We start from the raw sequence: 13,060 nt of genomic DNA, 5'->3' as shown, positions 1-13,060 counted from the left end.
CTTCGGGGCCGGGGCTGGGGTCCCCGGCTCGCTCGGAGCCGGGGGACGGGGCTCAGGCCCCGGTGCCGCCGCCGCCCGGAACACCGGCCGCGTGGGCCATGATGTCGTCGATGAGGCCGTACTCCTTGGCCTCCTCCGCCGTGTACCAGCGGTCGCGGTCGCCGTCGCGGATGATCGTCTCGACCGTCTGGCCCGAGTGGTGGGCGGTGATCTCCGCCATGCGCGTCTTCGTACGCAGCAGGTACTCGGCCTGGATCTTGATGTCCGAGGCGGTGCCGCCGATGCCGGCGGAGCCCTGGTGCATCAGGATGTCGGTGTTCGGCAGGGCGAAGCGCTTGCCGGCGGCGCCGCCGGTGAGCAGGAACTGGCCCATCGAGGCCGCCATGCCCATACCGATCGTGACCACGTCGTTCGGGATGTACTGCATGGTGTCGTAGATCGCCATGCCGGCCGTCACCGAGCCGCCGGGGCTGTTGATGTAGAGGTAGATGTCCTTCTCCGGCTCGGCGGCCAGGAGGAGCAGCTGCGCCGTGATCTTGTTCGCGATGTCGTCGTCGACCTGCTGGCCGAGGAAGATGATGCGCTCGTTGAGCAGCCGGTTGTAGACATGGTCGCCGAGGCCACCACCGAGGGACGGCTCGCCGGCGGCGTAAGGCATCAGATTCGTCACGTATCCACCTGCTCGTCTCTGACGGCTTCAACCGTCTCAGCGTCTTCGTTCAGAGGGCGGGGCCTTCGGGGCCGACTCGTCACCGGCTGACTCCACCCCCGTATTCATGGACCCTAACGCGCAGGTAGGACAACGCCATCCCGGTTCCCGAACTGTTCGCTCGGAGCGCAAGGTGGTTGAAGCGCGGGGCCGTGCGGAACCGGCCACCGGGCGGGCCCGGGGCGGCTCCGGTACGGGTACGCGGAAGGGCCCGGACGCGGCTGCGTCACGGGCCCTCCGTACGTACGTCGTACGTGGTCAGGCGGTGCCTGCCGTACGAGGTCCGGCCGAGGCTCAGGCCTCGGTCTTCTCCTCGGCGTCGGCGGCGGCGGCCTCCACGGCCTCCGTCTCGGCGGCCTCGGCGGCCTCGTCGGCCTCGTCCTCGTCATCCTCCAGGTCGACGACCTCACCGTTGGTGTCGACCACCTTGGCGGACTCGACGACCACGGCCAGCGCCTTGCCGCGGGCGACCTCGCCGACGAGCATCGGCACCTGGCCGCCCTCGACGACGGCCTGGGCGAACTGGTCGGGGGACATGCCGGAGGAGGCGGCACGGCGCACCAGGTGCTCGGTGAGCTCCTCCTGGTTGACGTTCAGCTTCTCCTTGTTGACGAGCTCGTCGAGGATGAACTGCGTCTTGATGCCCTTGACGGCCGCTTCCTCGGTCTCGGCGTCGAACTCTTCCTGCGTCTTGCCCTGGATCTCCAGGTACTTGGCGAGGTCGAGGCCCATCTGGCCGAGCTGGTGGTGCTCGAGGTTGTGCTTGCGGGTCTGGATCTCGTCCGCGAGGAGCTTCTCGGGGATCGGGACCTCGGTGATCTTCAGCAGCTCGTCGAGCACGCGCTCCTGGGCCTGGGTGGCCTGGTCGAACTGCTTCATGTTCTCAAGGCGCTTGCGGCTGTCGGCCTTGAGCTCGTCGAGGGTGTCGAACTCCGAGGCGAGCTGCGCGAAGTCGTCGTCCAGCTCCGGCAGTTCACGCGCGGCGACCTGGGTGACCTTGACGGTGACCTCGGCGTCCTTGCCCTCGGCCGAGCCGCCCTTGAGCTGGGAGGTGAAGGTGGCCTCGCCACCGGCCTCCAGGCCCTTGACGGCCTCGTCGATGCCGTCGAGGAGCTCGCCGGAGCCGATGGTGTACGAAACACCCTCGGCGACGCCGTCCTCCAGGACCTCGCCGTCGACCTTGGCCTCCAGGTCGATCGTCACGACGTCGCCGTCCTGGGCGGCGCGCTCGACCGGGGAGGTCGAGGCGAAGCGCTCACGCAGGTCGGAGACGGCCTTCTCGACGTCCTCCTCGGAGACCTCGACGGCGTCGACGGTCACCTCGATGCCCGAGTAGTCCGGGATCTCGATCGTCGGACGGATGTCGACCTCGGCGGTGAAGTTCAGCGTCTCGCCGTCCTTCAGCTCCGTGATGTCGACCTCGGGCTGGCCCAGCGGGTTCAGCTCGGCCTCGTTGACCGCCTCGGTGTAGAACTTCGGGAGGGCGTCGTTGACGGCCTCCTCCAGCACAGCACCACGGCCGAACCGCTGGTCGATGACGCGGGCCGGGATCTTGCCCTTACGGAAGCCCTTGACCGTGACCTGCTGGTTGATCTTCTTGTACGCCGCGTCGAGGCTGTCCTTGAGCTCCTCGAAGGGCACCTCGACAGTGAGCCGAACCCGGGTCGGGTTCAGGGTCTCCACGGCGCTCTTCACGGTTCGGTCTCCTTGTGGCTGACTTCTGGGGGGTTCTACCCGGTGGCCGACGGCCGCGGGCGGATCGGGCCCGGTTCATCGGATTCATCAGACACACGGGCACGCAGCTTGCATAGTAACCGCAAGCGGGATGCCACCCACAATGTGATCTTGTGCGCGGGAATCGTGTAAGGCGCACTCGGAAGATCGTGCGAGGCGCTGGTCGGGGTGGCGGGATTTGAACCCACGGCCTTCCGCTCCCAAAGCGGACGCGCTACCAAGCTGCGCCACACCCCGTCGGTGCGACACGTAGGGTACATGCCCGCGAGGAATCCGTAGGCCGCTTTCCACGGCGGGCCGCGCGGCCGGACGCGGTGTGCGCGCGCGGGGGGTGACCCGCTACGATGCTCTTCGTGCCGCGGTCGTTCCCGACCTGCGGCGCGGCGCACGCGGGCGTAGCTCAATGGTAGAGCCCTAGTCTTCCAAACTAGCTACGCGGGTTCGATTCCCGTCGCCCGCTCCACAGCCCTCGGGCCCGGTGACCAGGTCACCGGGCCCGAGGTGTTTCCCGGTCCCGGGCCCGGACGCCGGCTCAGAACTTGATCTGGTTGATCGTGTCCGCGAGCGAGTTCAGGAAGCGCTGTATCGACGGCGCCATTCCGGTCGACGCCATGAAGAAACCGAAGAGCGCGGCGACTATGGCCGGGCCGGTCTTGATGGAGCCGCCGCGGATCATCACCACGAGGACGATCGCCAACAGCAGCACCACAGACAGTGAAATGGCCACAACTGATCACACCCTTGGTCGGTCCGCCTTGCCGGCCCGGAGTGTGCCGCCGAGCACACCCCGCAGGGTCCATCGTGCCACCAACACCCCTCCAGGTCCTGCCGCCTGACACATAGCCAAGGTATGCATCACCCCAAACGTGCGTGCGGGTCCGGGAGTTCCAGGAGGGCGCGGGTGGTGGCGTACTTGCGGGTGAGGCGGGACCGGGTCGCCGGATCGAGGGCGGCCAGGCGGGCCGGGTCCGCGTTGTGGGCCAGGTCCGCCTCCTTGACCAGCAGCGCGCCCGGGGTGGCGAGGATCCTGGCCGTGTAGGCCCGAAGGTCCTCGCCGGGCTCCTTGGTGAGCGCCCTCACCATCTCCCGTACCCCGGGCGCGAGTTCCGCCTCCTCCAGCCAGCTCGGCGGCAGGGCCCCGTCCTCCACCGAGTCGTGCAGCCAGGCCGCCGCGATCTGCGCCTCGCTGCCGCCCCGCGCGCGTACGCCTTCGGCCACGGCCGCCAGGTGTTCGGTGTAGGGGCGGCCCGCCTTGTCGGTCTGGGCGGCGTGGGCCGCCCGGGCGACGGCCTCGACCTCGGGGAGTGTGAGCATGCGGTTCAGCGTAGGGCCGCCCGCGCCGGGAGCGCCGTGCAGGCGAGGCCCAGGCCCAGGATTCCGGCGGCGAACGAGCCGTACAGGACGGGCGGGATGTACGGGTTCTCGCCGGTCAGGCCGTTGGTCATCGGGAAGAGGGTGGCCAGCGCGATGGCCGTGCCGAGCACCAGCCCCGCCGAGGTCACCAGCAGCGCCTCCCAGCGGATCATGCCCAGCACCTGGCGGCGGGTGGTGCCGATCAGGCGCAGGGTGCCGAGCTCTCGGCGGCGGTCCAGGACGGTCATGACCAGCGTGTTCGCCGCCGCGATGGCCGCGAAGCCGCCGAGCACCGCCGCCATGGTGGTGTTGGCCCAGGCGTTCAGCTCGCGGTCCAGGCTCTTGGCCGTGGCGTAGCCCGCGGCGTCCGTGACCGTGCCGAGCGGCGCCAGCGCGGCGGGGCGGGCAGGGCCCTTGAGGAGGAGTTCCGTGGGGGCGCGCACGGTGGTGGTGTGGGGTGCCAGGTCGTTCTGCGGGAGGGTCACCTGGGACAGGCCCAGGCCCCTCGCGTACGTGGCCACGACGGTCGGGGAGGCCTTGGCGCCGTCGGGCAGGACGAGGGCGACGCGCCGGCCCACCCGGGTCCCCAGGTCGTCGGCGAGGGCCTTGTCGAGGGCGACGGTGCCGGGCCGCAGGGCGTCCAGGGAGCCGGTGCGCACGCCCAGGTCCTGGACGCGGGCCAGGTCGGCGCCGGTGCCGGTGAAGCCCTGGGTGGTGGCGGACTGGAGGCTGCCGCCGGAGTGGACCAGCACGGACGTTCGGGTCAGGCCCACCGCCGTGTCGACGCCCGGGGTCGCCTTCGCCCGCGCCACGGCGTCCGTGGCCAGGCCGTCCGGGCCGGTGATCACCCGGTCCGCGACGAGGCCCGCCCGCTGCTGCTTCCCGGTGACACGGTCCTCGCTGGTGTGCAGGAAGACGAGGGTGGAGGAGAACGCCATCGCCAGCACGATCGGGGTGATCGCGGAGGCCAGCCGGCGGGCGTTGGTACGGGAGTTGGCCGCGGCCAACGAGGCCGGGGCGCCCGCCGCGCGCAGCGGCAGCCCGAACAGTCCCGCGCAGGCGCGGGCGACCAGCGGGCCGAGCAGCGCCACGGCCAGCATGAACAGCATGACGACGCCCAGGGCGGCGTTGGCGGCGTCCTCGCCCTTCTCGGCGGCGGCCACACCCGAGAGCGCGATGCCGCCGCCCAGGGCCGCCACGCCCAGCGGGGTGCGGATCCAGCCGGGCCGCAGCCGCTCCACCGACGCGTCCCGCAGGGCCTCGCCGGGCTTGACGCGCGAGGGGCGGCGGGCCGCCAGGTAGCCGGAGAGCAGGGAGGTCAGCACGGCCGCGCCGCCCGCCGCCGCCATCGGGATCCACGACACCGAGAGCTCCACGGCCTGCGGGACCGCGCCCTTGTCGCGGAGCTGGCCGAACCACCAGGTCGCCAGCGCCACGCCCGGCAGACAGCCCAGCGCCCCCGCGAGCGGGGCGACGAGCAGGGTCTCGGTGGCGATGGTGCGCCGGATCTGGCGGGGGGTGGCGCCGATGGCGCGCAGCAGGGCGTATTCGCGGCGGCGCTGGCCCACCGAGAGGGTGACGGTCCCGGCGGCGGTGAAGACGGCGACGGCCGTGGCCATGCCGCCGAAGGAGCCGCCGAGCGCGGTCAGCATCTCCTTGGCGTAGGCCAGGCCCGGGGTCTCGACGGCGCCCCGGTCGTCGCCGGTGTGGACCTCGGCGGCGTCCCCGAGCCGCTGGGCGACCTGGGTGGCGAGGGCGGCGGCGCTGACGCCGGGCCCGGGCAGCACCGCGATGGCGTCGGCCTGGCCGGGGTGTCCGGAGAGGGCGAGGGCCTGGGTGTCGGCGAACCACACGGTGCCGGGGCTACTGGTGGTGCCGGACACCGTGAACTGCCGGGTTCCGGACGGGGTGTCGATGCTCACGCGCTGTCCGACGGCCGTGCCGTCCCCCGTCACCACCTGGCCGGTTCGGGGCGGGGTGCCGGCGGTGAGCTTCGTACCGGTGAAGGCGGTCGAGCCCCAGCCGTGGGCGGTGCCGGGCGTCTTTCCCGTGCGTACGGGAAAGGAGACGTCCGCGATGGCGGCGGCTGCGCCGGGGGCCGAGGCCGCGCGGGCGGTGAGGGCGGCGTCGAGGCGGGCCTTGTCGGGCAGCGCGACGGACTCGGTCTCCCGGTTCTCGCCGCTGCCGCTGGTGTAGTGGGCCCGCTGGTCGGCGGCGGCGATCACGGGGGCGCCCGCGTACCGCTCGGCCGGGACGGAGGCGCGCACTCCGGTCTCCAGGAGGATGCCGCACGCGGAGACGATCATCGCGGCCATGAACAGGGCGATGAACGTTCCGGCGAACGCGGAGGGCTTGAAGCGGAGCGCCGCGCGGGCGAGGCCGTTGGTGCGCATCAGGCCGCCGTTCCGGCGTAGGCGGCGGTGGGCCGGGCGGTCAGGGTGCGCATCCGGGACGCGATGTCCGCCGCCGAGGCGCGGGTGAGCGCGTCGACGATCGATCCGTCCGCGAGGAAGAGGACCTGGTCGGCGTAGGCGGCGGCGCCGGGGTCGTGGGTGACCATGACGACGGTCGCGCCCATGCCGTCCACGGCCGTCCGCAGCAGGGTCAGCACCTCGGTGGCCGTGGTGGTGTCCAGGGCGCCGGTGGGCTCGTCCGCGAAGACCACGTCCGGGCGGGTCACCAGCGCGCGGGCGATCGCCACGCGCTGCTGCTGCCCGCCGGAGAGCTCGCCGGGCCGTCGCCGGCCCTTGCCCGCGAGGCCCACCTGTCCGAGCAGTTCCTCGGCCCGGCGCCGGTCCGGGCGCCGCCCCGCGAGCCGCATCGGCAGCACCACGTTCTGCTCGACCGTCAGCGACGGCAGCAGGTTGAAGGCCTGGAAGACGAAGCCGAGGCGGGCCCGGCGCAGTTCGGTGAGCTTGTTCTCGCTCATCCCGGTGATCTCGGTGCCGCCGAGCCGCACCGACCCGTCGGTGGGCCGGTCGAGCCCTGCCGCGCACTGGAGGAACGTCGACTTGCCCGAGCCGGAGGGCCCCATCACCGCCGTGAAGCTGCCGCGCGGGAGCCCGATGTCGATGCCCCGCAGGGCGTGTACGGCCGAGCCGCCGCGCCCGTACTGACGCCGCACCCCGCGCAGCTCGACGGCCCAGCCGGGGTCGCCCTCGGCGCCCTCGACCGGTGTTGCCCGCCGCTTGCTCCGTCGCAGTGCCATCGTCTTCGGCCTCTCCTCGTACGTACGTTTCCGATACGTCGAAGCTACGGATCGAGGCAGGTCGGGGACCATGGCGGCTCCCGGCGGACCGGGGGTGGGGAAAGCCCTACCCCCGTGCTGGAGCCCGCCCGTGCAGGGCGGCGGACCTCACGCGTCCCGTCTGATCAGGAGCAGGGCGCGGTCGTCGTTGACGTCCTTCGCGACCGCCTCGATCAGGTGCCAGGCCGCGCCCTCGAAGCCGGTCGTGACATAGCGGTCGGCCTCGCCGGTGAGGCGGTCGATGCCCTCCGCGATGTCGCGTTCGGCCGTCTCGACGAGTCCGTCCGTGAACAGCATCAGGACGTCGCCGGGGCCCAGTGAGCCCTTCACGGGGTGGAACTCGGCCCTGTCGTACACCCCGAGCAGCGGCCCCTCCCCCGACACCTCGCGCCAGCGGCCGGAGCCCGCCTGGAGGTGGAGCGCGGGGAGGTGTCCGGCGGAGAGCAGCTCGTAATCGCCGGAATCCAGGTCCAGGACGAGGTGGATGGAGGTGGCGAAGCCCTCGTCCCAGTTCTGGCGCAGCAGATAGCCGTTGGCGGCCGGCAGGAAGCCGTGCGGCGGGAGCGAGCCGAGGAGGCCGCCGAAGGCGCCGGACAGGAGCAGCGCGCGCGAGCCGGCGTCCATGCCCTTGCCGGAGACGTCGGTGAGGACGACTTCGAGGGTGCGGTTCCCGTTGGTCCGGGCGGCCACGACGAAGTCGCCGGAGAAGGACTGGCCGCCGGCCGGGCGCAGCGCCATCTCGCGGTGCCAGCCGCGTGGCAGGCGCGGCAGCGCGGACTGGACGCGGATACGTTCACGCAGATCGAAGAGCATGGTGCCGCCGCGCCGCCAGGGCACGCCGACGCGGGCCCGGAACTGGGCGATGAGCAGCCCGAAGAGGCCGCACGCTGCGACCACCAGGACCGTGCCGGGGGTGACCCGGGCGGGGCCCTCGGTGTACGGGCCGAGCTGGACGGATTCCACGATCAGCGCGAGGGCGGCGGCGGCGTACAGACCGAGCAGGCTGGCGGGGCGGAGCAGGACGCCGCCCGCGACGATGGGGAGGGTGAGCGCGCTGGGGGCGCACCAGACCGGTGAGGCGAGTGTGGCGCCGGCGATCGCGGGCACGGTGAGGAGGAGGCCCACGAGGGCGATCCAGTCCGAGCCGTCGCCGCGGAAGTAGTCGACCCCCGACTTGCGCAGCGCGATGCGTGCCCGGTGCGCGGACTTGCGCCATCGGGCACTGAACGAATCCGCTCCCACGCGTCGTGCCATTGCCGGTGACCCTATCCAGCGGACGCGCGCGTGCGCAGGGGGACCCCTGTGGCAATGCGTTCGAAATCGGGTCGACCGGATGTCATACGCGCTGGTAGTCATGGCGTATGACAGTGGATGTACGTGTGCTGGACCCGGCCGACTTCGACGAGTGGTACACGGCGGTGGAGCGGGTGTTCGGGGGTGTCCCGGAGGACCCGGAGCTGGAGTCTTTCTGGGACACGGTGATCGACCGGAAGCGGTGTCTGGCGGCGTACGAGGGGGCGCGCATCGTCGGGACGACGCAGACCTTCGCGCTCTCGGTGGAGGTCCCGGGGGGCGGGTTCGTGCCGACCGGGGCGATCAGCGCGGTGGGCGTCGCGGCGACGCACCGGCGCAGGGGGATCCTCCGGTCGCTGATGCGGGCGCAGCTCGACGCGGTGCGCGAGGAGGGCCTGCCGCTCGCCGTGCTCACGGCCTCCGAGCCGGGCATCTACGGCCGGTTCGGGTTCGGCCTGGCCACCCAGCAGCTGGCGCTGGAGATCGACTCCTCGCGGGTGCGGGTGGAGGTCCCCGAGGGCGGGGACGAGGTGACCCTGCGGTACGTGCCGGTCGCCGAGGCGGCTTCGGTGTGCGAGGAGGTCTACGGGCGCGCGGCGGGGACGCGCGCGGGCCGGTTCCTGCGTGCGCCGGGCTGGGAGCGGCATCCGCTGCTCGACCCGGCGGGGTCGCGGGACGGGGCGTCGCCGGCGCAGTGCGTGCTCGCCTCGCGGGGCGGGGAGGTCGTCGGGTACGTCCGTTTCCACACCAAGCCGGTGTGGGACGCGGCGGGGCCGAAGGGGATCGTGACGCTGCGGGACATCGGCGCGGACGATCCGGCCGTGTACGGCGCGCTGTGGCGGTTCCTCTGCGGCATCGACCTGACGTCGACGGTGAAGGCGGGCAACCGTCCGGTGGACGACCCGCTGCTGCACCTCGTCTCCGATGTGCGGCGGTGCGGGGCGCGGGTGCGGGACGGGATGTACGTACGGCCGGTGGACGTCGGGGCGGCGCTGGCGTCCCGGACGTACTCCGCGCCGGTGGACGTGGTGTTCGAGGTGTCGGACGCGTTCTGCGGGTGGAACGCGGGGCGGTGGCGGCTGAGCGGGGACACGAAGGGGGCGGTGTGCTCGCGCACGACGGACGCGGCCGATGTGGCGCTGTCCGTACGGGAGTTGGGCGCGGCGTACCTGGGAGGCCCGTCCCTCGGCTCGCTCGCGGCGGCCGGGCAGGTCAGGGAGGTGCGGGAAGGGGCCCTGCGAGAGGCGTCGGTGGCGTTCACGACACCGGTGGCGCCCTGGCTGCCGCACGGGTTCTGACGGCGGGACGAATCAGGCCGTCTGGCAGCCGGGGCACCAGAACAGGTTCCGCGCCGCCAGGTCGGCCGTGCGGATCTCCGTCCCGCAGACGTGGCACGGCAGGTGCGCCCGCCGGTACACGTACACCTCGCCCCCGTGGTCGTCCACCCTCGGCGGTCGTCCCATCGCCTCGGGGGTGTGCTCGGGACGTACCGTGTCGATGCGATTGAGCCGCACCCCCTCCCGCATCAGCACCACCAGATCCGCCCATATCGCGTCCCACTCGGAACGCAGCACGTCACGGCCCGCCCGGTACGGGTCCACGCCGTGGCGGAACAGGACCTCCGCCCGGTACACGTTCCCGACCCCGGCGATCACCTTCTGGTCCATCAGCAGCGCCGCGATCGTCGTCCGGCTCCGCGAGATCCGCGCCCACGCCTTCTCGCCGTCGTCGTGGGGGCGCAGCGGGTCCGGTCCCAGGCGGTCGTGTATCGCCCGCTTCTCGGGGTCGGTGATCAGCGCGCAGGTCGTGGGGCCGCGCAGGTCCGCGTAGCCGGTGCCGTCGGTGAGGCGCAGGCGGATCGTCTCGGTCGGCGGGGGCGGCGGCCCGGCGCCCAGCGCGTACTTCCCGAACAGGCCCAGGTGGACGTGGACCCAGCCCGTCCCGCCGAAACCCAGGAAGAGGTGCTTGCCGTGCGCCTCGGCGGACGTCAGCACCTGCCCGTCGGCCAGGGCCGCCCCGTCCGAGAACTTCCCCTGCGGGCTCGACGCGCGTACGCGACGGCCGCCGAACCGCTCCCAGTGGTCGGCGGCCAGCCGGTGGATCGTATGGCCCTCGGGCATCAGGCCAGGTCAGCCCTGCTGCGGGTGGTGCGCGGGGATCGGCGGGAGCTCGCCCGTCGTCTCGTACGCGGACAGCATCTCGATACGGCGCGTGTGGCGCTCCTCGTTCGAGTACGGCGTGCTCAGGAACACCTCCACGAACTTGGTCGCCTCCTCCTGGGTGTGCATCCGCCCACCGATGGAGATCACGTTCGCGTTGTTGTGCTCACGGCCCAGCGCCGCCGTCTGCTCGCTCCAGGCCAGGGCCGCCCGGACGCCCTTCACCTTGTTCGCGGCGATCTGCTCACCGTTGCCGGAGCCACCGATCACGATGCCCAGGGAGTCCGGGTCCGCGGCCGTCCGCTCCGCGGCGCGCAGACAGAACGGCGGGTAGTCGTCCTGGCCGTCGTAGATGTGGGGACCGCAGTCGACGGCCTCGTGGCCATGGGCCCGCAGCCATTCGACCAGGTGGTTCTTGAGTTCGTATCCGGCATGGTCTGAACCGAGGTACACGCGCATGCCCCCGAGTGTGGCATGCGGTCCGCCGGGCAGGGTTCATCGGGGTGAGGACCTCCGCCGCGGCGCCCGATGACCTTGTTCCTCCCGGCTTGTGCCGTTGTGCCCCTCATCACGATTCGGAGTCAGGCCTTCCGTACCTGGGAGTACCGGGCTTCAATGCGTTGGTTCGTAACCCGAGCGACCCTTAGACCTAAGGATTCGTCCATGACCTCGCAACCCTCCCTTGCGAAGGAAGACGGCCGACCGGGCGATCCCGGAACGCCCGACTCCCCCGTCGTCGGCGGCGCCCCGCACGGCTCAGGCGGCCTCCAGGCCGGTCTCAAGAACCGTCATCTGTCGATGATCGCCATCGGCGGTGTCATCGGCGCCGGGCTCTTCGTCGGCTCCAGCTCCGGCATCGCCGCCGCCGGTCCCGCCATCCTGCTCTCGTACGCGCTCGTCGGCCTGATGGTCGTCTCCGTCATGCGCATGCTGGGCGAGATGGCCGCCGCCCGGCCGACCTCCGGCTCGTTCTCGGCCTACGCCGACCGGGCGCTCGGCCGCTGGGCCGGCTTCTCCATCGGCTGGCTCTACTGGTTCTTCTGGGTCGTGGTGCTCGCCGTCGAGGCGACCGCCGGGGCGAAGATCCTGCACGGCTGGGTCGGGGCGGTCCCGCAGTGGGGCTGGGCACTGATCGTCATGATCGTGCTGACCGCCACCAACCTCGTCTCCGTCTCCTCGTACGGCGAGTTCGAGTTCTGGTTCGCGGGGATCAAGGTCGTCGCCATCGGCGCCTTCGTCGTCATCGGGCTGCTGGCCGTCTTCGGCATACTTCCCGGCTCGGACAACCCCGGAGACGGGTTCGCGCATCTGACCGATGCCGGCGGATTCATGCCGAAGGGCGCCGGGGCCGTCCTCACCGGTGTGCTGATGGTCGTCTTCTCCTTCATGGGCAGCGAGATCGTCACGCTTGCCGCCGGTGAGTCCGAGGACCCGCGGCGGGCCGTCACCAAGGCCACCAACAGCGTGATCTGGCGTATCGGCGTCTTCTACCTGGGCTCGATCCTCGTCGTGCTCACCCTGCTGAAGTGGAACGACCCGGCGATCGTCAAGGACGGCTCCTACGTCGCCGCGCTCAACTCGATCGGCATCCCGCACGCCGGGCAGATCATGAACGTGATCGTGCTGACCGCGGTGCTGTCCTGCCTCAACTCCGGCCTGTACACGGCCTCCCGTATGGCCTTCTCGCTCGGCCAGCGCGGTGACGCGCCGCGCGCCTTCGCCCGTACCAACGCACGGGGCGTGCCGCAGGCGGCCATCCTCTGCTCGGTCCTCTTCGGGTTCGTCGCGGTCTTCTTCAACTACAAGTGGCCCGACACCGTCTTCGACTTCCTGCTGAACTCCTCCGGCGCGGTCGCGCTCTTCGTGTGGCTGGTCATCTGCTTCACGCAGCTGCGGATGCGCGGGATCATCCTGCGCGAGACGCCGGAGAAGCTGACGGTCAAGATGTGGCTCTTCCCGTACCTCACGTGGGCGACGATCGCGATGATCTCGTTCGTGCTGGTGTACATGCTGACGGACGACGCCGGGCGCAAGCAGGTGCTGCTGTCGCTGCTGGTGGCGGCCGTGGTCGTGGCCATCGCGCTGGTACGGGACTTCACCCGGCGCGGCGCCGTCGCTCAGAGCGGTGTGAAGGACGAGGTCACCGCGGAGTAGGTGCGCAGGGCTTCGTCCTCGGTGGCGGCGAGGTACCAGATGTTGATCTGGTACGACTTGCCGCCCTCGTCGAAGCCCGTCTGGCGGGCCTTCCAGGGGGCGCCGTCCTGAGTGAAGTAGTAGTCCCACACGACGGCCGGCCGGCCGTCGAAGGTGGTCCGCTCCAGCCGGATGGCGCGGTAGCCCGGGACGTCGTGGGAGCCCTGTTCGGCCTGCTGCCACTGGGTGAGGAGATCGCCGCCGCGTACGAGTGCGTACGAGGCGGCGATCTCCTGTTTTCCGCCGGGGGCGTGGTAGTGGATGTTGGAGGGGCTCTTGGCGGTCCGCGTCCACGCGGCGGGCGGCGCCCAGGCGAAACCGGTTTCGTTGCGGGTGCCGGGGGGACGTGAGGTGCCGGCGACGGTGGGGGTG

General features: G+C 71.6%; 11 protein-coding genes, 2 tRNA genes and 1 pseudogene. 3 read left to right on the top strand and 11 right to left on the bottom strand.

What is annotated here, in order from left to right:
• Nucleotides 1-52: 52 nt before the first annotated feature.
• The 3 genes from ACJA3G_RS15565 to ACJA3G_RS15555 all read right to left on the bottom strand — a co-directional run bounded on the left by ACJA3G_RS15565 (nucleotide 53) and on the right by ACJA3G_RS15555 (nucleotide 2,680).
• Entirely contained in the window at nucleotides 53-670 is a 618-nt protein-coding gene (locus tag ACJA3G_RS15565) for an ATP-dependent Clp protease proteolytic subunit (protein ID WP_406553567.1), read from the bottom strand.
• Nucleotides 671-1,003: 333 nt separating this feature from the next.
• On the bottom strand, nucleotides 1,004-2,404 hold the full coding sequence (gene tig, locus ACJA3G_RS15560; protein ID WP_406553566.1) for a trigger factor: 1,401 nt from the start codon (nucleotides 2,402-2,404) through the stop codon (nucleotides 1,004-1,006).
• Nucleotides 2,405-2,603: 199 nt separating this feature from the next.
• A tRNA-Pro gene (locus ACJA3G_RS15555) sits at nucleotides 2,604-2,680 on the bottom strand.
• 152 nt (nucleotides 2,681-2,832) lie between these two features.
• Between ACJA3G_RS15555 and ACJA3G_RS15550 the strand changes: the two genes are divergently transcribed.
• Nucleotides 2,833-2,906 (top strand) — tRNA-Gly (locus ACJA3G_RS15550).
• Nucleotides 2,907-2,975: 69 nt separating this feature from the next.
• On the opposite strand, the gene ACJA3G_RS15545 is transcribed toward ACJA3G_RS15550, so the two are convergent.
• The 5 genes from ACJA3G_RS15545 to ACJA3G_RS15525 form a co-directional block, all read right to left on the bottom strand.
• Nucleotides 2,976-3,170 carry a hypothetical protein gene (locus ACJA3G_RS15545; protein ID WP_067159004.1) on the bottom strand — a complete coding sequence of 65 codons (195 nt, stop codon included), beginning with the start codon at nucleotides 3,168-3,170 and terminating at the stop codon, nucleotides 2,976-2,978.
• 128 nt (nucleotides 3,171-3,298) lie between these two features.
• Nucleotides 3,299-3,757 carry an HD domain-containing protein gene (locus tag ACJA3G_RS15540; protein ID WP_406553565.1) on the bottom strand — a complete coding sequence of 153 codons (459 nt, stop codon included), beginning with the start codon at nucleotides 3,755-3,757 and terminating at the stop codon, nucleotides 3,299-3,301.
• A gap of 5 nt (nucleotides 3,758-3,762) precedes the next feature.
• Nucleotides 3,763-6,189 (bottom strand): ABC transporter permease, encoded by a 2,427-nt coding sequence (locus ACJA3G_RS15535; protein WP_406553564.1) that lies wholly within the window; start codon nucleotides 6,187-6,189, stop codon nucleotides 3,763-3,765.
• A complete protein-coding gene (locus tag ACJA3G_RS15530) occupies nucleotides 6,189-7,004 on the bottom strand; it encodes an ABC transporter ATP-binding protein (protein WP_406553563.1) in 816 nt (271 codons plus the stop codon). The genes ACJA3G_RS15535 and ACJA3G_RS15530 overlap by 1 nt, the downstream gene beginning before the upstream one ends.
• A gap of 147 nt (nucleotides 7,005-7,151) precedes the next feature.
• Nucleotides 7,152-8,297 carry a PP2C family protein-serine/threonine phosphatase gene (locus tag ACJA3G_RS15525; protein ID WP_406553562.1) on the bottom strand — a complete coding sequence of 382 codons (1,146 nt, stop codon included), beginning with the start codon at nucleotides 8,295-8,297 and terminating at the stop codon, nucleotides 7,152-7,154.
• A 107-nt stretch (nucleotides 8,298-8,404) separates the two neighbouring features.
• Between ACJA3G_RS15525 and ACJA3G_RS15520 the strand changes: the two genes are divergently transcribed.
• The gene (locus ACJA3G_RS15520) at nucleotides 8,405-9,634 is read left to right on the top strand and encodes a GNAT family N-acetyltransferase (RefSeq protein WP_406553561.1); all 1,230 of its coding nucleotides are present in this window, start codon (nucleotides 8,405-8,407) and stop codon (nucleotides 9,632-9,634) included.
• A gap of 12 nt (nucleotides 9,635-9,646) precedes the next feature.
• Here ACJA3G_RS15520 and ACJA3G_RS15515 read toward each other — a convergent pair whose 3' ends face one another.
• On the bottom strand, nucleotides 9,647-10,456 hold the full coding sequence (locus ACJA3G_RS15515; RefSeq protein WP_406553560.1) for an Fpg/Nei family DNA glycosylase: 810 nt from the start codon (nucleotides 10,454-10,456) through the stop codon (nucleotides 9,647-9,649).
• Nucleotides 10,457-10,465: 9 nt separating this feature from the next.
• The gene (locus ACJA3G_RS15510; RefSeq protein ID WP_406553559.1) at nucleotides 10,466-10,954 is read right to left on the bottom strand and encodes a ribose-5-phosphate isomerase; all 489 of its coding nucleotides are present in this window, start codon (nucleotides 10,952-10,954) and stop codon (nucleotides 10,466-10,468) included.
• 204 nt (nucleotides 10,955-11,158) lie between these two features.
• Here ACJA3G_RS15510 and ACJA3G_RS15505 point away from each other — a divergent pair, with 204 nt between their 5' ends.
• Nucleotides 11,159-12,649: an amino acid permease gene (locus tag ACJA3G_RS15505; RefSeq protein WP_406553558.1), complete on the top strand. Its 1,491-nt coding sequence runs from the start codon at nucleotides 11,159-11,161 to the stop codon at nucleotides 12,647-12,649.
• On the opposite strand, the pseudogene ACJA3G_RS15500 reads toward ACJA3G_RS15505, so the two are convergent.
• Nucleotides 12,613-13,060, bottom strand: a pseudogene (locus ACJA3G_RS15500) (serine/threonine protein kinase); the annotation flags it as partial. The gene ACJA3G_RS15505 and the pseudogene ACJA3G_RS15500 sit on opposite strands and share 37 nt — an antisense overlap.

The sequence above is a fragment of the Streptomyces sp. YS-3 genome (assembly GCF_045257485.1).
Classification (GTDB): Bacteria; Actinomycetota; Actinomycetes; order Streptomycetales; family Streptomycetaceae; genus Streptomyces.
The sequence above is the reverse complement of the archived record's forward strand: the minus strand, read 5'-3'. Positions and strand labels throughout refer to the sequence as shown.

Bases quoted from the DNA above. Each gene is read 5' to 3' on its own strand.
- ACJA3G_RS15540 (WP_406553565.1), bottom strand. From the start codon at position 3,757: ATGCTCACACTCCCCGAGGTCGAGGCCGTCGCCCGGGCGGCCCACGCC.
- ACJA3G_RS15535 (WP_406553564.1), bottom strand. From the start codon at position 6,189: ATGCGCACCAACGGCCTCGCCCGCGCGGCGCTCCGCTTCAAGCCCTCC.
- ACJA3G_RS15530 (WP_406553563.1), bottom strand. From the start codon at position 7,004: ATGGCACTGCGACGGAGCAAGCGGCGGGCAACACCGGTCGAGGGCGCC.
- ACJA3G_RS15525 (WP_406553562.1), bottom strand. From the start codon at position 8,297: ATGGCACGACGCGTGGGAGCGGATTCGTTCAGTGCCCGATGGCGCAAG.
- ACJA3G_RS15520 (WP_406553561.1), top strand. From the start codon at position 8,405: ATGACAGTGGATGTACGTGTGCTGGACCCGGCCGACTTCGACGAGTGG.
- ACJA3G_RS15515 (WP_406553560.1), bottom strand. From the start codon at position 10,456: ATGCCCGAGGGCCATACGATCCACCGGCTGGCCGCCGACCACTGGGAG.
- ACJA3G_RS15510 (WP_406553559.1), bottom strand. From the start codon at position 10,954: ATGCGCGTGTACCTCGGTTCAGACCATGCCGGATACGAACTCAAGAAC.
- ACJA3G_RS15505 (WP_406553558.1), top strand. From the start codon at position 11,159: ATGACCTCGCAACCCTCCCTTGCGAAGGAAGACGGCCGACCGGGCGAT.